12 protein-coding genes, 1 tRNA gene and 1 pseudogene are annotated in these 17,770 nt (G+C 61.0%); all 14 read left to right on the top strand.

The features are described 5' to 3' along the window. Nucleotides 1–119 (top strand): annotated as a pseudogene (locus ACCQ08_RS25335) (elongation factor Tu); the annotation flags it as partial. 13 nt (nucleotides 120–132) lie between these two features. Next, a tRNA-Trp gene (locus ACCQ08_RS25340) sits at nucleotides 133–208 on the top strand. Nucleotides 209–297: 89 nt separating this feature from the next. Further along, the gene (gene secE, locus ACCQ08_RS25345) at nucleotides 298–681 is read left to right on the top strand and encodes a preprotein translocase subunit SecE (protein WP_239810338.1); all 384 of its coding nucleotides are present in this window, start codon (nucleotides 298–300) and stop codon (nucleotides 679–681) included. Further along, a complete protein-coding gene (gene nusG / locus ACCQ08_RS25350; protein ID WP_021025390.1) occupies nucleotides 681–1,274 on the top strand; it encodes a transcription termination/antitermination protein NusG in 594 nt (197 codons plus the stop codon). The genes secE and nusG overlap by 1 nt, the downstream gene beginning before the upstream one ends. A 101-nt stretch (nucleotides 1,275–1,375) precedes the next feature. Next, the gene (gene rplK / locus ACCQ08_RS25355) at nucleotides 1,376–1,807 is read left to right on the top strand and encodes a 50S ribosomal protein L11 (RefSeq protein WP_021025389.1); all 432 of its coding nucleotides are present in this window, start codon (nucleotides 1,376–1,378) and stop codon (nucleotides 1,805–1,807) included. Between the two features lies 1 nt (nucleotide 1,808). After that, entirely contained in the window at nucleotides 1,809–2,504 is a 696-nt protein-coding gene (rplA, locus tag ACCQ08_RS25360; RefSeq protein ID WP_239810339.1) for a 50S ribosomal protein L1, read from the top strand. A gap of 243 nt (nucleotides 2,505–2,747) precedes the next feature. After that, entirely contained in the window at nucleotides 2,748–3,266 is a 519-nt protein-coding gene (rplJ, locus tag ACCQ08_RS25365) for a 50S ribosomal protein L10 (protein ID WP_021025387.1), read from the top strand. A 37-nt stretch (nucleotides 3,267–3,303) separates the two neighbouring features. Beyond that, entirely contained in the window at nucleotides 3,304–3,678 is a 375-nt protein-coding gene (gene rplL, locus ACCQ08_RS25370; protein ID WP_230773212.1) for a 50S ribosomal protein L7/L12, read from the top strand. A 270-nt stretch (nucleotides 3,679–3,948) separates the two neighbouring features. Then, on the top strand, nucleotides 3,949–8,061 hold the full coding sequence (gene rpoB, locus ACCQ08_RS25375) for a DNA-directed RNA polymerase subunit beta (protein ID WP_239810340.1): 4,113 nt from the start codon (nucleotides 3,949–3,951) through the stop codon (nucleotides 8,059–8,061). A 19-nt stretch (nucleotides 8,062–8,080) separates the two neighbouring features. Further along, nucleotides 8,081–12,304 (top strand): DNA-directed RNA polymerase subunit beta', encoded by a 4,224-nt coding sequence (gene rpoC, locus ACCQ08_RS25380; RefSeq protein WP_239810341.1) that lies wholly within the window; start codon nucleotides 8,081–8,083, stop codon nucleotides 12,302–12,304. 319 nt (nucleotides 12,305–12,623) lie between these two features. After that, a complete protein-coding gene (gene rsmB, locus ACCQ08_RS25385; RefSeq protein WP_373451311.1) occupies nucleotides 12,624–14,033 on the top strand; it encodes a 16S rRNA (cytosine(967)-C(5))-methyltransferase RsmB in 1,410 nt (469 codons plus the stop codon). A 10-nt stretch (nucleotides 14,034–14,043) separates the two neighbouring features. Further along, complete coding sequence (locus ACCQ08_RS25390) at nucleotides 14,044–14,640, top strand: DUF4390 domain-containing protein (protein WP_239810343.1); 597 nt, start codon at nucleotides 14,044–14,046, stop codon at nucleotides 14,638–14,640. A 20-nt stretch (nucleotides 14,641–14,660) separates the two neighbouring features. After that, nucleotides 14,661–16,928: an ATP-binding protein gene (locus ACCQ08_RS25395; RefSeq protein WP_239812826.1), complete on the top strand. Its 2,268-nt coding sequence runs from the start codon at nucleotides 14,661–14,663 to the stop codon at nucleotides 16,926–16,928. Nucleotides 16,929–16,967: 39 nt separating this feature from the next. Continuing rightward, nucleotides 16,968–17,663, top strand: a complete 696-nt coding sequence (locus tag ACCQ08_RS25400; RefSeq protein ID WP_239810344.1) for a response regulator — start codon at nucleotides 16,968–16,970, stop codon at nucleotides 17,661–17,663. Nucleotides 17,664–17,770 lie beyond the last annotated feature (107 nt).

Raw genomic sequence — 17,770 nt, forward strand, 5'->3', positions numbered from 1 at the left:
ACGTGTCGATCACCGTCAAGCTGATCAACCCCATCGCTATGGAAGAAGGTCTGCGCTTCGCTATCCGCGAAGGCGGCCGTACCGTGGGCGCTGGCGTGGTTGCCAAGATCATTGCGTAAGTATTGATTTCGTAGGGGTATAGCTCAATTGGCAGAGCGTCGGTCTCCAAAACCGAAGGTTGTAGGTTCGATTCCTACTGCCCCTGCCACTGAATAAGTGGTCAACCAAGCCCGCCTGATTACAAGGCGGGCTTCGGCGTCTTGAGTGATGCCTATTTTCCATCTCTGAATTGTCGACATGGCTGCTACACAAGTTGAAACTGTTAGTTCTGGTGCGGACAAGCTCAAGCTGTTCGCTGTAGCTGCATTGGTCATCGCCGGTATCGCCGGCTTTTACCTGTTGGCCAAACAAGGTGCGGTTGCCCAGTGGGCCGTGCTGATTGTGGCCCTGATTGCGGCGGTCACCGTTTTTCTGGTGTCTGAACCAGGTAAGCAATTTGTTGGTTTTGCCAAGGACTCCTGGCGTGAAGTCAAGAAGGTTGTCTGGCCTTCGCGTAAAGAGACGCTGCAGATGACCGCTTACGTGTTTGCGTTTGTGGTCATCATGTCTTTGTTCTTGTGGATGACTGATAAAACGCTGGAATGGGTCTTGTACGACCTGGTTCTGGGCTGGAGGAAGTAATGTCGAACACGGACGAAACAACCAACACAGGCGCTGAGGCGCCTATGAGTGCTGCTAATCCCGATCTGCGCTGGTACATCGTGCATGCCTACTCGGGCATGGAGAAGGCCGTTGAGCGCAACATCCTGGAGCGCATTCACCGCTCGGACATGCAAAGCAAGTTCGGCCGCATTCTGGTGCCTACCGAGGAAGTGGTGGAAGTGCGCAATGGTCAGAAAAAGACCACCGAGCGCCGCCTGTTCCCGGGCTATGTGTTTGTCGAGATGGTCATGGACGACGACACCTGGCACTTGGTCAAGCACACCAGCAAGGTGACGGGCTTTGTCGGCGGCGCCAAGAACCGTCCGGCGCCGATCTCCGAAGCAGAAGTTCAGAAGATCGTTCTGCAGATGGAAGAGGGCTCGGACAAGCCACGCCACAAGATCGAATTCACCGTCGGCGAATTCATCCGCGTCAAGGAAGGTCCGTTCACGGACTTCAACGGATCGGTCGAAGAAGTAAACTACGAAAAGAGTCGACTTCGCGTTTCTGTTATGATCTTTGGCCGTTCAACTCCGGTTGAGCTGGAATTTGCGCAGGTTGAAAAAACCTGATTGATTTTCATGCACTTACGGACTCGGTGCCTAAACAGAGTCTTAACCCCGGGGAGCCCGCGCTATGCAGTGCGGGCGTTTTTACCCGTAAGGAGCTATAAATGGCAAAGAAAATTGTCGGCTTCATCAAGCTGCAAGTGCCAGCTGGTAAAGCCAATCCATCGCCACCCATTGGTCCAGCGCTGGGTCAACGTGGTCTTAACATCATGGAATTCTGCAAGGCGTTCAACGCCCAGACCCAAGGTGTTGAGCCAGGTCTGCCACTGCCTGTGGTGATCACCGCTTTCGCGGACAAGAGCTTCACGTTCGTCATCAAGACCCCACCCGCAACGGTGCTGATCAAGAAGGCGATCAAGCTGGACAAGGGTTCTTCGAACCCTCTGGCCACCAAGGTCGGCAAGATCACCCGCGCTCAGCTGGAAGAGATCGCCAAGACCAAGCTGAAGGACATGAACGCTGCTGACGTTGACGCCGCTGTGCGCACGCTGGCTGGTTCCGCCCGTTCGATGGGCGTTACGGTGGAGGGCCTCTAACATGGCAAAGTTGACCAAGAAGCAAAAAGCCCTGCAAGGCAAGGTGGACACCACCAAGCTGTACGCATTCGCTGATGCAGTGGCGCTCGTGAAGGACGCCGCTACGGCCAAGTTTGATGAATCCATCGACGTGGCTATCCAGCTGGGCGTGGACGCCAAGAAGTCGGACCAAGTGGTTCGTGGCGCTGTCGTGCTGCCTAACGGCACCGGCAAGACCACCCGCGTGGCCGTGTTCGCACAAGGCGCCAAGGCTGAAGAAGCCAAGGCCGCTGGTGCCGATATCGTGGGTATGGACGAGCTGGCCGCGATGGTCAAGGCTGGTGACATGCCTTTCGACATCGTGATCGCTGCGCCTGACGCCATGCGTATCGTTGGTACCCTGGGTCAAATCCTGGGCCCACGTGGTCTGATGCCTAACCCCAAGGTGGGCACCGTGACTCCCGACGTCGCTACGGCTGTGAAGAACGCCAAGGCAGGTCAGGTGCAGTTCCGCGTTGACAAGGCTGGTATCGTTCACTCGACCATCGGCCGCCGTTCGTTCGAGAACGACAAGCTCCAGGGCAACCTGGCTGCGCTGATCGACGCTCTGAACAAGGCAAAGCCAGCTACCAGCAAGGGTCTGTACCTGCGCAAGGTGGCAGTGTCGTCGACGATGGGTATCGGCGTGCGCGTCGATGCACAGTCCATCGCAGCGTAATTGCTAAAAAAATCGTCAGACCGGTGCTTGCACCGGTCTGGTGTGGTGGGCTGGCGAGGGGTTTTGAGAAAAACGCCATGCCAGGCCATCCAAGACCGTTGGTGTGATTGGATCACTTAAATCTTTTTGCCAACGCAGATGGCGATCCCGCTGCAGATGGATGAATTTCCAAAACAGTTGGTCGCTGCAACAAGAGCGCGCATGAGGGGCTCGCCCCGATTTGCGCATTTGAAGGAGTAGACCTTGAGTCTGAATCGCAGTGAGAAAGAAGCGGTCATCAATGAAGTGACCAGCCTCGCCGCTAAAGCTCAAACGCTTGTGTTCGCGGAATACCGCGGCATCACGGTCGCTGACATGACGAAGCTGCGTGTGGAAGCACGCAAGCAAGGCGTGACGCTGAGTGTTCTGAAGAACACCCTGGCTCGTCGCGCTGTTGCTGGTAGCAGCTTTGAAGTGGTGGCTGACCAGATGACCGGCCCGCTGATCTACGGTTTCTCTGAAGATGCAATCGCCGCCGCCAAGGTGGTGGCCGATTTCGCGAAGACCAACGACAAGTTGGTGATTCGCGGTGGTGCATTCGAAGGAAAGGCGTTGGACGCTAACAGCGTTAAGCAACTGGCAAGCGTGCCTTCCAAGGAAGTGCTGCTGGCCCAATTGTGTGGCTTGCTCATGTCGCCAATCTCGCGTACGGCCGTTGTGCTGGGCGCACTGGCGGCCAAAAAGGGCGAAGGCGCAGAAGTCGCCGAAGTCGCTGCAGCTTAAGCGCGGCAAAACCAACCGATATATTTAGGAAATCAAAATGGCATTCGATAAAGACGCATTCTTGACCTCCCTGGACAGCATGACTGTTCTGGAACTGAACGACCTGGTCAAGGCAATTGAAGAAAAGTTTGGCGTGAGCGCTGCTGCTATGGCCGCTCCTGCTGCTGGTGGTGGCGGTGGCGCTGCTGCTGCTGAAGAAAAGACCGAGTTCAACCTGGTGCTGCTGGAAGCCGGCGCTAACAAGGTTGGCGTGATCAAGGCCGTGCGTGAAATCACCGGTCTGGGTCTGAAGGAAGCCAAGGACATGGTCGACGGCGCTCCTAAGGTTCTGAAGGAAGCTATGCCTAAGGCTGACGCTGACGCAGCTGCCAAGAAGCTGACCGAAGCTGGTGCAAAGGCTGAACTCAAGTAATTGAGGGCTTTTTCAAGGCTGGAGTACCCGAAAAGGTGCTCCAGCCTTTGGCGCTTCTGGAATCTCGTTCGCTAGAGCACACCAAAAACTGGCCGTAGATGGCTGATTTTTAGTGTTTTCTAACATCCGACACTAGAAAACCCCTTGGTTCGGGTGGTGTGCAATGCACCACCGTCTGCCATGGTTGGTAGTGGCCAACCCACCAAGCTGCAACCCCGTCACAGGGGTGTCGTCGAAGACCCAGGACTCATGTCTTTGCCCGGAGATCTCATGGCCTATTCTTACACCGAACGCAAGCGAATCCGCAAAAGTTTCGGCAGCCGCGATAGCGTGCTCGAAGTGCCTTACCTGCTGCAAATGCAAAAAGATGCTTACACCGCATTTTTGCAAGCAGACTCGGCCCCCAAAAAGCGTACTGATGAAGGCTTGCAAGCTGCCTTCAACTCGGCTTTCCCCATCGTCTCGCACAACGGTTTTGTGGAGATGAAGTTTGTCGAGTACAACCTCGCCAGGCCCGCTTTCGACGTGCGCGAATGCCAGACCCGTGGTCTGACCTTCTCGTCCGCTGTGCGCGCCAAGGTGCAGTTGATCATCTATGACCGTGAATCCTCCACGCCCCAGTCCAAGGTGGTCAAGGAAGTGAAGGAGCAGGAAGTCTACATGGGCGAAGTGCCCCTGATGACGGACAAAGGTTCATTCATTGTCAATGGCACCGAGCGTGTGATCGTCTCGCAGCTGCACCGCTCGCCAGGTGTGTTCTTTGAACACGACAAGGGCAAGACGCACAGCTCGGGCAAGCTGCTGTTCTCGGCACGCATCATCCCTTACCGCGGCTCCTGGCTGGACTTCGAGTTCGACCCCAAGGACCTGCTGTTCTTCCGTGTGGACCGCCGCCGCAAGATGCCGGTGTCGATTCTGCTCAAGGCCATCGGCATGACGCCCGAGTCCATCCTGGCGACGTTCTACGAGAACGACAACTTCCGCCTGATGGACAGCGGCGCGCAAATGGAATTTGTGGCTGACCGCCTCAAGGGTGAAGTCGCGCGCTTTGACATCACCGACAAGTCGGGCAAGGTGGTTGTGGCCAAGGACAAGCGCATCACCGCGCGCCACACCCGCGAGATGGAGCAGTCGGGCACCAAGTTCATCAGCGTGCCTGAAGACTTCCTGCTCGGCCGCGTCGCTGCCAAGAACATCGTTGACCCTGACACCGGTGAAATCATCGCCAAGGCCAACGAAGAGATGACCGAAGCGCTGCTCAAGAAGCTGCGCTCCGCCGGCATCCAGGATCTGGCTTGCATCTACACCAACGAACTGAGCCACGGCGCCTACATCTCGCAGACCCTGCGTACCGATGAAACCGCTGACGAGTTCGCGGCACGCGTTGCCATCTACCGCATGATGCGCCCTGGTGAGCCTCCAACCGAGGACGCCGTGCAGGCGCTGTTCCAGCGTTTGTTCTACAACGAAGACACCTACGATCTGTCGCGTGTCGGCCGTATGAAGTTCAACGCCAAGATCGGCCGCGACACCCCGACCGGTCCCATGGTGCTGTCCAACGAAGACATCCTCGAAGTCGTGAAGATCCTGGTGGATCTGCGCAACGGCAAGGGTGAAGTCGATGACATCGACCACCTGGGCAACCGCCGCGTGCGTTGCGTGGGCGAGCTGGCCGAAAACCAGTACCGCACCGGTCTGGCACGTATCGAAAAGGCTGTGAAGGAGCGTCTGGGCCAGGCTGAGCAAGAGCCCCTGATGCCGCACGACCTGATCAACAGCAAGCCGATCTCTGCCGCCCTGAAGGAATTCTTCGGCGCCTCGCAGCTGTCGCAGTTCATGGACCAGACCAACCCGCTGGCTGAAATCACGCACAAGCGCCGTGTTTCCGCTCTGGGCCCAGGCGGTCTGACCCGCGAACGCGCAGGCTTCGAAGTGCGTGACGTGCACGTGACCCACTACGGCCGCGTCTGCCCGATCGAAACGCCTGAAGGTCCGAACATCGGTCTGATCAACTCGCTGGCTCTGTACGCGCGTCTGAACGAGTACGGTTTCATCGAAACCCCTTACCGTCGCGTGATCGACGGCAAGGTGACCGACCAGATGGACTACCTGTCGGCCATCGAAGAAGGCAAGTACGTGATCGCGCAGGCCAATGCCGAGCTCGACGCCGAAGGCCGCCTGACCGGTGACCTGGTCTCTGCCCGTGAAAACGGTGAATCGACCCTGCTGTCCGCCGAGCGCGTGCAGTACATGGACGTGTCGCCCGCACAGATCGTGTCGGTGGCTGCGTCGCTGATTCCGTTCCTGGAACACGATGACGCGAACCGCGCATTGATGGGTGCCAACATGTCGCGCCAGGCCGTGCCTGTGCTGCGCCCTGAAAAGCCCATGGTCGGTACCGGTATCGAGCGCGTTGCTGCGGTCGACTCGGGCACCGTCGTGACGGCCACCCGTGGCGGTATCGTCGACTACGTGGACGCGACCCGTATCGTGATCCGTGTGAACGACGAAGAAGCCGTGGCCGGTGAAGTGGGTGTGGACATCTACAACCTCATCAAGTACCAGCGTTCCAACCAGAACACCAACATCCACCAGCGTCCTGTGGTTCGCCGCGGCGACAAGCTGGCCAAGGGTGACGTGATTGCGGACGGCGCATCGACCGACCTGGGCGAAATCGCCATTGGTCAGAACATGCTGATCGCCTTCATGACCTGGAACGGCTACAACTTCGAAGACTCGATCCTGATCTCCGAACGCGTGGTCGCGGAAGACCGCTACACCTCGATCCACATCGAGGAACTGGTGGTGATGGCCCGCGACACCAAGCTCGGTGCCGAGGAAATCACGCGCGACATCCCGAACCTGTCCGAGCAGCAACTCAACCGTCTGGACGAGTCCGGCATCATCTACGTGGGTGCAGAAGTGCAACCCGGCGATGTGCTGGTGGGCAAGGTCACGCCAAAGGGTGAGACCACGCTGACCCCGGAAGAGAAGCTGCTGCGTGCCATCTTCGGCGAGAAGGCGTCCGACGTGAAGGACACCTCGCTGCGCGTGGACCAGGGCTCGCAAGGTACCGTGATCGATGTGCAGGTCTTCACCCGTGAAGGCATCCAGCGCGACAAGCGCGCCCAGCAGATCATTGACGACGAACTCAAGCGTTTCCGTCTGGACCTGAACGACCAGCTGCGTATTGTGGAAGCCGATGCGTTTGACCGTATCGCCAAGCTGCTCAACGGCCGCGTGGCCAATGGCGGCCCGCAAAAGCTGGCCAAGGGCACCAAGATCGACAAGGCCTATCTGGACGGCGTGGAGAAGTTCCACTGGTTCGATATCCGCCCAGCCGAAGACGACGTCGCAGCCCAGCTGGAGTCCATCAAGAACTCCATCGAGCAGCAACGCCACAACTTCGACCTGGCTTTCGAAGAAAAGCGCAAGAAGCTCACGCAAGGCGACGAGCTGCCTGCTGGCGTGCTCAAGATGGTCAAGGTCTACCTGGCCGTCAAGCGCCGTCTGCAGCCTGGCGACAAGATGGCCGGCCGTCACGGTAACAAGGGTGTGGTCTCCAAGATCGTGCCGGTGGAAGACATGCCTTTCATGGCCGATGGCACCACCGCCGACATCGTGCTGAACCCGCTGGGCGTGCCTTCGCGCATGAACATCGGTCAGGTGCTGGAAGTCCACCTGGGCTGGGCCGGCAAGGGCCTGGGCCAGCGTATCGGTGACATGCTGCAGGCCGAAGCCCGTGCCGCTGAAGTGCGCTCCTTCCTGGAAGAGGTGTACAACAGCCGCGGCCGCAAGGAAGACCTCAAGCAACTGTCCGATGACCAGATCATGTTCATGGCGGAGAACCTGAAGAACGGCGTGCCTTTCGCAACGCCCGTGTTCGACGGTGCTTCCGAGCAGGAAATCAAGGACATGCTCAAGCTGGCGTACCCGGATGACATCCAGGCACGCAAGGGTCTGACCGAGCCACGCACCCAGGCTTACCTGTATGACGGCCGCACCGGTGAGCGCTTCGAGCGCCCCACCACCATCGGCTACATGCACTACCTGAAGCTGCACCACTTGGTCGACGACAAGATGCACGCCCGCTCCACTGGTCCTTACTCGCTGGTGACGCAACAACCTCTGGGCGGTAAGGCCCAGTTCGGTGGTCAGCGTTTCGGTGAAATGGAAGTGTGGGCGCTGGAAGCGTATGGCGCCGCCTATGTGCTGCAGGAAATGCTGACCGTGAAGTCCGATGACGTGGTGGGCCGTACCAAGGTGTACGAATCCATCGTCAAGGGCGAACACGCCATCGAAGCCGGCATGCCGGAGTCGTTCAATGTGCTGGTCAAGGAAATCCGTTCCCTGGGCCTGGACATCGAACTGGAACGTTCTTAATTGAAGGGGGAAAGAGTCTATGAAATCGCTACTCGACCTGTTCAAACAATTTACGCCTGATGAGCATTTCGATGCCATCAAAATCGGCCTGGCTTCGCCCGAAAAGATCCGTTCGTGGTCTTTCGGCGAAGTGAAGAAGCCCGAGACCATCAACTACCGTACCTTCAAGCCCGAGCGCGATGGTCTGTTCTGCGCCAAGATCTTTGGCCCGATCAAGGACTACGAATGCCTGTGCGGCAAGTACAAGCGCTTGAAGCACCGCGGTGTGATCTGCGAGAAGTGCGGCGTTGAAGTCACGCAGACCAAGGTGCGCCGCGAGCGCATGGGTCACATCGACCTGGCCGCGCCTTGCGCCCATATCTGGTTCCTCAAGTCCCTGCCTTCGCGCCTGGGCCTGGTGCTGGACATGACTTTGCGCGACATCGAACGCGTGCTGTACTTCGAAGCCTACGTGGTGACCGACCCCGGCATGACCCCGCTGAAGAAGTTCAGCATCATGTCGGAAGACGAGTACGACAAGAACGTCGAAGAGTACGGTGATGAATTCGTAGCCAAGATGGGCGCCGAAGGCATCAAGGACCTGCTCGAAGGCATCGAGATCGATGCGGAAATCGAGCGCCTGCGCAACGACCTGACCGGCTCCGAAGTCAAGGTCAAGAAGAACGCCAAGCGCCTGAAGCTGCTCGAAGCGTTCAAGAAGTCCGGCATCAAGCCCGGTTGGATGGTGATGGAAGTGCTGCCTGTGCTGCCTCCCGATCTGCGTCCACTGGTGCCGCTGGACGGCGGCCGCTTTGCGACCTCCGACCTGAACGACCTGTACCGCCGCGTCATCAACCGCAACTCGCGTCTGCGCCGCCTGCTGGAGCTGAAGGCTCCCGAGATCATTGCCCGCAATGAAAAGCGCATGCTGCAAGAAGCGGTCGACTCGCTGCTGGACAACGGCCGCCGTGGCAAGGCCATGACCGGCGCGAACAAGCGTGCCCTCAAGTCGCTGGCCGACATGATCAAGGGCAAGAGCGGTCGTTTCCGCCAGAACTTGCTGGGCAAGCGCGTCGACTACTCCGGTCGTTCCGTGATTACCGTGGGCCCAACGCTCAAGCTGCACCAGTGCGGTCTGCCCAAGCTGATGGCGCTGGAGCTGTTCAAGCCTTTCATCTTCGCGCAGCTCGAAGCGCGTGGCATCGCCACGACCATCAAGGCCGCCAAGAAGGAAGTGGAAACCGGCACCCCCGTGGTGTGGGACATCCTGGAAGAGGTGATCCGCGAGCATCCGATCATGCTCAACCGCGCACCTACGCTGCACCGTCTGGGTATCCAGGCGTTCGAGCCTATCCTGATCGAAGGCAAGGCCCTGCAACTGCACCCGCTGGTTTGCGCGGCATTCAACGCTGACTTTGACGGTGACCAGATGGCTGTTCACGTGCCGCTGTCGGTGGAAGCACAGATGGAAGCCCGCACCTTGATGCTGGCCTCCAACAACGTGCTGTTCCCCGCTTCGGGCGAACCCTCGATCGTTCCTTCTCAGGACGTGGTGCTGGGCCTGTACCAGGCCACCCGCGAGAAGATCAACGGCAAGGGCGAAGGCATGGTGTTCTCCGACATCGGCGAAGTGCAACGCGCACTGGATGCCGAGCAGGTCGAGCGCGCCACCAAGATCAGCGTGCGTCTGACCGAGTGGAACAAGAACAAGGCCTCCGGTGAGTTCGAGCCGACGACCAAGCTGGTGGAAACCACCGTTGGCCGCGCCCTGCTGTCCGAGATTCTGCCCAAGGGTATGCCTTTCTCTTCGATCAACAAGACGTTGAAGAAGAAGGAAATCTCCAAGCTGATCAACATCTCGTTCCGCAAGTGCGGTCTGAAGGAAACCGTGGTGTTCGCCGACAAGCTGCTGCAAAACGGCTTCCGTCTGGCAACGCGCTCCGGTATCTCGATCGCCATCGGCGACATGCTGGTGCCACCGCAAAAGGCCGAGATCATCGCCCGCTCCGAAGCGGAAGTGAAGGAAATCGAGCAGCAGTACGTCTCCGGTCTGGTCACGGCTGGCGAGCGCTACAACAAGGTGGTGGACATCTGGGGCAAGGCCGGTGACGAAGTCTCCAAGGTCATGATGGCCCAGCTGGCCAAGGAAAAGGTCATTGACCGCCATGGCAAGGAAGTCGATCAGGAATCGTTCAACGCGATTTACATGATGGCCGACTCCGGCGCCCGTGGCTCGGCCGCACAGATCCGCCAGCTGGCAGGTATGCGTGGTCTGATGGCCAAGCCTGACGGCTCGATCATCGAGACCCCCATCACGGCGAACTTCCGTGAAGGTCTGAACGTGTTGCAGTACTTCATCTCCACCCACGGTGCCCGTAAGGGTCTGGCGGATACGGCGCTGAAGACGGCTAACTCCGGTTACCTGACGCGCCGTCTGGTGGACGTGACGCAGGACTTGGTGATCACCGAGCTCGACTGCGGCACGCACAACGGCACCTTGATGCGCGCTGTGGTCGAAGGCGGTGAAGTGATCGAGTCGCTGCGCGACCGTATCCTGGGCCGTACCGCTGCGGACGAAGTGCTGCACCCTGAGACCCGCGCCCTGTTGGCCAAGGCTGGCGATCTGTTCGACGAAGACCTGATCGAAGAGCTGGAAGCTGCTGGTGTGGACGAAGTGAAGGTGCGCACGGCACTGACCTGCGAAACCCGCTTCGGTCTGTGCGCCACCTGCTACGGCCGCGACCTGGGCCGTGGCGGCCTGATCAACCTCGGCGAAGCCGTCGGTGTGATCGCTGCCCAGTCCATCGGTGAGCCTGGCACGCAGCTGACCATGCGTACGTTCCACATCGGTGGTGCGGCGTCGCGTGCGGCAGTGGCCTCCAGCGTGGAAGCCAAGTCCAACGGTATCGTGGGCTTCAATCCACAGATGCGCTATGTGACCAACAACAAGGGCGAACTGGTCGTGATTTCCCGCTCCGGCGAAATCGTGATCCAGGACGAGTACGGCCGCGAGCGTGAGCGTCACAAGATGCCTTACGGTGCAACGCTGTCGATCAAGCCTGATCAGCAGATCAAGGCAGGTACCGTGTTGGCCAACTGGGATCCGCTGACCCGTCCGATCATTACCGAATACGCCGGTCAGGTGAAGTTCGAGAATGTCGAAGAAGGTCTGACGGTGGCCAAGCAGGTCGACGAAGTGACCGGTCTGTCCACCCTGGTGGTGATCGATCCGAAGCACCGTGGCTCTGCCAAGGTGGTGCGTCCGCAGGTCAAGCTGGCAGATGCCAACGGCCAGGAAGTCAAGATTCCTGGTACCGACCACGCGGTGACGATCGGCTTCCAGGTCGGCGCTCTGCTGCAGGTGCGCGATGGCCAGGAAGTGGGCCCCGGCGAAGTGCTGGCCCGTATCCCGATGGAAGGCCAGAAGACCCGCGACATTACCGGTGGTCTGCCACGTGTGGCCGAACTGTTCGAAGCCCGTACGCCGAAGGACAAGGGCGCGCTGGCCGAGATGACCGGTACCGTGTCCTACGGCAAGGAAACCAAGGGCAAGGTGCGCCTGCAGATCACCGATCTGGAAGGCAAGGTCTGGGAAGAGCTGGTTCCCAAGGAACGCAACATCCTGGTGCACGAAGGCCAGGTGGTCAACAAGGGCGAGCTGATCGTCGACGGCCCAGCCGATCCGCAGGACATCCTGCGCCTGCTGGGTATCGAAGAGCTCTCGCGCTACATCGTGGACGAAGTGCAGGACGTGTACCGCTTGCAGGGCGTGAAGATCAACGACAAGCACATCGAGGTGATCGTTCGCCAGATGCTGCGCCGCGTGGTCATCGAAGCCCCGGGTGATACCTCCTACATCCAGGGTGAGCAGGTCGAGCGCTCCGAAGTGCTCAACACCAACGAAGCTGCACTGCGCGATGGCAAGATCCCTGCGGTCTACTCCAACGTGTTGCTGGGTATCACCAAGGCTTCGCTGTCGACCGACTCCTTCATCTCGGCCGCTTCCTTCCAGGAAACGACCCGCGTGCTGACCGAGGCTGCCATCATGGGCAAGCGCGACGAGCTGCGTGGCCTGAAGGAAAACGTCATCGTGGGCCGTCTGATCCCCGCTGGTACCGGTCTGGCTTACCACCAGGCGCGCAAGGCCAAGGACGAAATGGACGAGGCCGAGCGCCGCGCGATTGCCGATGCGGAAGCGGCCGAGCTGGCCGGTGTGTCCGAAGAAGCCGCTGCGGACACCGCTGCAGACCCTGCTGCTGACTAAGCCGCCGCTGCCTGACTGGTGCAAGCCAGTCAGGTCCGGCGTGGACCGTCAGCACCTGCCTTGACCAGGTTCTTTGCAAGACCCGTAATTTCGCGCCGCGGAATTACGGGTTTTTTATTGCCTCACTTCCGGCTCGCCCCGATGATGGCCCTGTGCCAAGCCCCCAAGCCCCCAACCGCCCGCGCATCCGGCGCCGGGCCGGGTGTTTCGCACAGTGTCTTTACCAGGCCTGCTCTGCCCGCGCAGAGGCTGCCTGGGGCATATCGATTAGTATTCCTTTTGTACCGCAGCGGCACCCAGGCCTTTGTACTCCCCCGGCATGAACCCATCTTCCCGTCCACGACAACCCTCCCGGGCCGCCACGGCAGCCACCCCCAACCCAGGCCCCAGCCTGTCCGCCCAGCTGGTGGCGGTGGCGCGCGCCTTGCAGGAAGTGCGCCAGGGCCAATCGGCCCGTGCCGTGCTGGGCGGCGTAGAGCCCGCGCTGCGCGCTGGCGTGCAGGCCCTGTTGATGGATGTGCTGCGCGTGCTGGGCACCGCAGAAGCCGTGCGTGCCGAGCTGGCCCCGCGCAAGCCCGCCAGCGCGGTCGATGCCCTGCTGTGCACGGCGCTGGCACTGTTGTTGCCCGAGGTGCCACGCTACGACGCGTTCACCGTCGTGAACCAGGCGGTGGATGCCGCCAAGAAGCGCTCGGCCACCAAGTCGCAATCGGCGTTCATCAACGGCTGCCTGCGCAGCTTCCTGCGTGAGCGCGATGATTTGCTGCGTGCCGTGGCCCAGGAGCCGGTGGCGCAATTCAACCACCCGCAGTGGTGGCTCAAGCGCCTGCAGCAGGACTATCCGCAGGACTGGCAGGCCATCGTGGCCGCCAACAATGCGCAGGCCCCGATGGCCTTGCGCGTGAACCTGCAGCGCTGCAGCCGCGCCGGCTACCTGGCGCTGCTCGATGACGCGGGCATCGAGGCCGTCGTCGGCGTGGGTGAGGCCGGCCTGGTGCTGGCGCGTGGGGTGCCGGTCGATCAGCTGCCGCAGTTTGCGCAAGGCTGGGTGTCGGTGCAGGACAGCGCCGCCCAGATGGCCGCGCCGCTGCTGCTCGATGGCTTGCAGCCGCACGATGGCCGCGCACTGCATGTGCTCGATGCCTGCGCCGCACCCGGCGGCAAGACAGCGCATCTGCTGGAGTGCGCCACGGCCCAGCGGCCCATCGACATGGTGGCGCTGGAGATCGACGCCAAGCGCGCCGAACGCATTGGCGACACCTTGGCGCGGCTGGCGTTGCAGGCCGATGTGGTGGTGGCCAGCGGCAGCGACGTGCCCAGCTGGCTGCCGGCGGTGCAGGCGCGCCACGGAATGCAGCAATTTGATGCAATTTTGTTGGACGCGCCGTGCTCGGCCTCCGGCATCGTCCGCCGCCAGCCCGATGTGCGCTGGCTGCGCCGCTCCACCGACATTGCGCAGCTCGCGGAGATCCAGCGCACGTTGCTGGAGGCGCTGTGGCCGCTGGTCGCTCCTGGCGGCCGGCTGCTGTACTGCACCTGTTCGGTCTTCCATGAGGAGGGCGAGGACCAGGTGGCGCAGTTCCTCGGCCGCCATGCGGATGCCCAACGGCTGCCGGCGCCAGGGCATTTGTTGCCACAGTTGCGTGAGCCCGGTCACAATAGCTTGGGCAGCTTGGCGCGCGACCACGACGGTTTCTACTACGCGCTGCTGCACAAGCCGCCTCGTTGAGCCCGTCCGTATGCGATTGATCCACCACTTTCTTCTTGCGCTGGTGCTGTGCTTTGCTGCAGCGGTGCCGGCCATCGCGTCGGACCATGAGAAAAAGGTCGAGCTGCAGCTGGTGCGCAATGCCGAGGGCGCCTTTGCCACCGTTGCGCTGCAGTTTGCGCTGCCCGACCAGATCGACGATGCATTGAACAAGGGCGTAGCGCTGTACTTTGTGCAGGAGGCCGAGATCATCTCCGAGCGCTGGTACTGGCGCGACAAGACCGTCAAGAAAACCGCCCGCTACCTGCGCGTGAGCTACCAGCCGCTGACGCGGCGCTGGCGCCTGCATGTCTCCAGCATGCCGCTGACCGATGCCGCTGCGGTGACATCACTGGGCCAGAGTTTTGACAGCCTCGACGAGGTGATGCTGGTGGTCAAGCGCGTGCGCAACTGGAAGATCGCCAGCGCCGACGAACTCTCCAGCGACGTGGACTACCTCGTCAAGTTCAATTTCAGGCTCGACAGCAGCCAGTTGCCGCGCATCTTCCAGTTCGCGCCGTTCAGCAATGACGGCCTGAACCTGCAGATCAAAAGCCAGCTGCCGCTGCCGGAGGCAAGCGCGCCGTGAAAATCGAAAAGACATCGTCGATGCGCGTGGCCTACACGCCCAGCCGTGCGCGCTGGTCGGTGATCGTGGGCCTGTCGGCCATGATCGGCATTGGCCTGGTGCTGCTCTTCTTGCTGTCTTTCGCCACCAACAATCGGGTGCTGTACGAGCGCTACTACGGCGTGCTGCTGGGGGTCAACATCGGGGTCGCCTGCGTGCTCAGCATGGTGGTGCTCTGGGGCGTGGCCATCCTGGTGCGGCGCCTGATGGCGCGCCGCTTTGGCAGCAAGCTGCTGCTCAAGCTGGCGGCCACCTTTGCGCTGGTCGGCGTGCTGCCCGGCGTCGTGATCTATTTCGTCTCCTACCAGTTCGTCTCGCGCTCCATCGAGAGCTGGTTCGATGTGAAGGTCGAAGGCGCGCTCGATGCCGGGGTCAACCTCGCACGCATCACGCTCGACACCACCTCCACCGCGATGGCCGAGCGCACCCGCACGGCGAGCAGCCAGCTGTCCCAGATATCGGATGCCGCTTCCGGCCTGGTGCTCGAACGCATCAAGGACCAGCTGGGCGCCGACGACGTGGTGCTGTGGTCGGCCAACTCCCAGGCGATTGCCAGCACCGGCCAGTCGCGCTTTGTGCTGAACCCCGAAAAGCCCTCGGCCGCATTGCTGCGTACCGCCACCCAGCAGCAGCGCGCATTTCAGATCGATGGTCTCGAAGAGGTGGCCGACATCAATGGCGCGATCACCGGCGACCCCTCCAAGGTGCGCGTCAAGACGCTGGTGCAGGTGGCCAATGGCGACGTGGGGGTGATCCCCGACGGCCGGTTTCTGCAGGCCACGATGCCGCTGCCCGCGGCCCTGGTCGTCAACGCGCTGAAAGTGCAGGAAGCCAACCGCGAATACCAGGAGCGCGCGCTGGCACGGGATGGCCTGCGCCGCATGTACATCGGCACCTTGACCCTGAGCCTGTTCCTCGCCGTGTTCGGCGCCGTGGTGCTGGCAGCCTTGCTCGGCAACCAGCTGGTGCGCCCGCTTTTGGTGCTGGCCGAGGGCGTGCGCGAGGTGGCATCAGGCAATCTGCGGCCCAAACCGGTGCTGCCCAGCAAGGACGAACTGAGCGGCCTGACCCGCTCCTTTGCCGAGATGACGCAGCAGCTGCTCGATGCCCGCCGCGCGGTGGAGCGCGGCATGCGCCAGACCGACGAGGCGCGCCAGAGCCTGCAGACCATTCTGGACAACCTGACGGCCGGCGTCATCGTGCTCGATGCCCAGGGCGTGATCCACTCCAGCAACCCCGGCGCCACGCGCATCTTGCGGGCCCCGCTGGCTGCCTTCGAGGGCCGTCCGCTGCGTGATCTGCCCGGCCTGCAGGCGTTCGCGCAGGCGGTGGACCAGCAGTTTGCCCGCCTGCACGATGTGACCGACGAGCACTACCTGGACCACTGGCAGCAGCCCTATGAACTGCATGGCGACAGCCAGCTGCCCAACCAGAACAGCATCAACCTGGTGGCGCGCGGCGCGACCTTGCCCGACAACCGCCGCCTGCTGGTGTTCGACGACATCTCCGAAATCGTCTCGGCGCAGCGCGCCCAGGCCTGGGGCGAGGTCGCCCGCCGTCTGGCCCACGAGATCAAGAACCCGCTGACACCGATCCAGCTGTCTGCCGAGCGGCTGGAGATCAAGCTGGCCCACAAGCTCGAAGGCCAGGACCAGGCGATTTTGAAAAAGTCTGTGACCACCATCGTCGACCAGGTCGACGCGATGAAGCGGCTGGTCAACGAGTTCCGCGACTACGCGCGCCTGCCCGCCGCCGAGCTGCAGGCCGTGGACCTCAATGCGCTGGTGATGGACGTGCTGCATCTGTATGGCGCGGAAAATGCTGTGATCCCTGTGGAGGCAGAGCTGGACAGCGCGGCTCCACGTATCATGGGCGATGCGCAGCAGTTGCGGCAGGTCATCCACAACTTGCTGCAAAATGCGCAGGATGCAACGCAGCAGGCCTGGGTGGGCAACGAGACATCGGCACCGGCGGTGCGGATCTCCACGCGGTTCAGCAGCAGCAGCAAGCGGGTGCGTTTGACAATTGCTGACTGCGGTTGCGGTTTTCCAGAACATATATTACAAAAGGCGTTTGAGCCCTACGTGACGACCAAGCCCCGGGGCACGGGCTTGGGCTTGGCCGTCGTCAAGAAAATTGCGGACGAGCATGGCGCTCGCGTAGAAATCTCTAATCGAGTCGAGGGGGAAAAAATCTTAGGTGCCCAAGTGTCGTTATCATTCGCTATCGAAAAAGAAGTGATGATTTAAAATAACTCTCACGCCTGTTGCACTGGATTTTCAAAAAATATGGCAAATATTCTGGTTGTCGATGACGAATTGGGAATTCGGGACCTCCTGTCGGAGATCCTGAACGATGAGGGCCACAGCGTGGACGTTGCGGAAAACGCCACGCAGGCGCGTTTGGCCCGCAACGAAAGCGGCTACGACCTGGTGCTGCTCGACATCTGGATGCCCGACACCGATGGCGTGTCGCTGCTCAAGGAGTGGTCGATGACCGGCCTGCTGACCATGCCCGTGATCATGATGAGTGGCCACGCCACCATTGATACGGCGGTGGAAGCAACGCGCATTGGCGCGTTCTCTTTTTTGGAAAAGCCCATCACGATGCAGAAGCTGCTCAAGGCAGTCGAGCAGGGCCTGCAGCGCAATGTGCCCGCACCCGCCGCCGCGCCACCGGCTGCCGCTGCGCCGGGCAAGCTGGCGCCGTCTTTCACGCCGACCGGCTACAGCGCCCCGGTGGTTGCCAGCGTGGCCAACGCCGCCTCGGCCGATGCTGCGCCCAACGCCCACCAGGGCTTTGACCTGGACCGGCCGCTGCGCGAAGCCCGCGACGGTTTCGAGAAGGCCTATTTCGAATTCCACTTGGCGCGCGAAGGCGGCTCGATGACCCGCGTGGCAGAGAAGACCGGCCTGGAGCGCACCCACCTGTACCGCAAGCTGCGCCAGCTGGGCGTGGACCTGACGCGCAATAAAAAGCACTGATTTCAGTTTTTTGAAAACGGGCGCTTTTTTTCGGGCTATAATTTCACTCGTGGGCCCGGTAGCTCAGTTGGTAGAGCAGCGGATTGAAAATCCGCGTGTCCGTGGTT

Origin of the sequence: Comamonas sp. SY3, from assembly GCF_041730275.1 — a bacterium.
GTDB classification, from domain to species: Bacteria; Pseudomonadota; Gammaproteobacteria; order Burkholderiales; family Burkholderiaceae_C; genus Comamonas; species Comamonas sediminis.

Bases quoted from the DNA above. Each gene is read 5' to 3' on its own strand.
- secE (WP_239810338.1), top strand. From the start codon at position 298: ATGGCTGCTACACAAGTTGAAACTGTTAGTTCTGGTGCGGACAAGCTC.
- nusG (WP_021025390.1), top strand. From the start codon at position 681: ATGTCGAACACGGACGAAACAACCAACACAGGCGCTGAGGCGCCTATG.
- rplK (WP_021025389.1), top strand. From the start codon at position 1,376: ATGGCAAAGAAAATTGTCGGCTTCATCAAGCTGCAAGTGCCAGCTGGT.
- rplA (WP_239810339.1), top strand. From the start codon at position 1,809: ATGGCAAAGTTGACCAAGAAGCAAAAAGCCCTGCAAGGCAAGGTGGAC.
- rplL (WP_230773212.1), top strand. From the start codon at position 3,304: ATGGCATTCGATAAAGACGCATTCTTGACCTCCCTGGACAGCATGACT.
- rpoB (WP_239810340.1), top strand. From the start codon at position 3,949: ATGGCCTATTCTTACACCGAACGCAAGCGAATCCGCAAAAGTTTCGGC.
- rpoC (WP_239810341.1), top strand. From the start codon at position 8,081: ATGAAATCGCTACTCGACCTGTTCAAACAATTTACGCCTGATGAGCAT.
- rsmB (WP_373451311.1), top strand. From the start codon at position 12,624: ATGAACCCATCTTCCCGTCCACGACAACCCTCCCGGGCCGCCACGGCA.
- ACCQ08_RS25390 (WP_239810343.1), top strand. From the start codon at position 14,044: ATGCGATTGATCCACCACTTTCTTCTTGCGCTGGTGCTGTGCTTTGCT.
- ACCQ08_RS25395 (WP_239812826.1), top strand. From the start codon at position 14,661: ATGCGCGTGGCCTACACGCCCAGCCGTGCGCGCTGGTCGGTGATCGTG.
- ACCQ08_RS25400 (WP_239810344.1), top strand. From the start codon at position 16,968: ATGGCAAATATTCTGGTTGTCGATGACGAATTGGGAATTCGGGACCTC.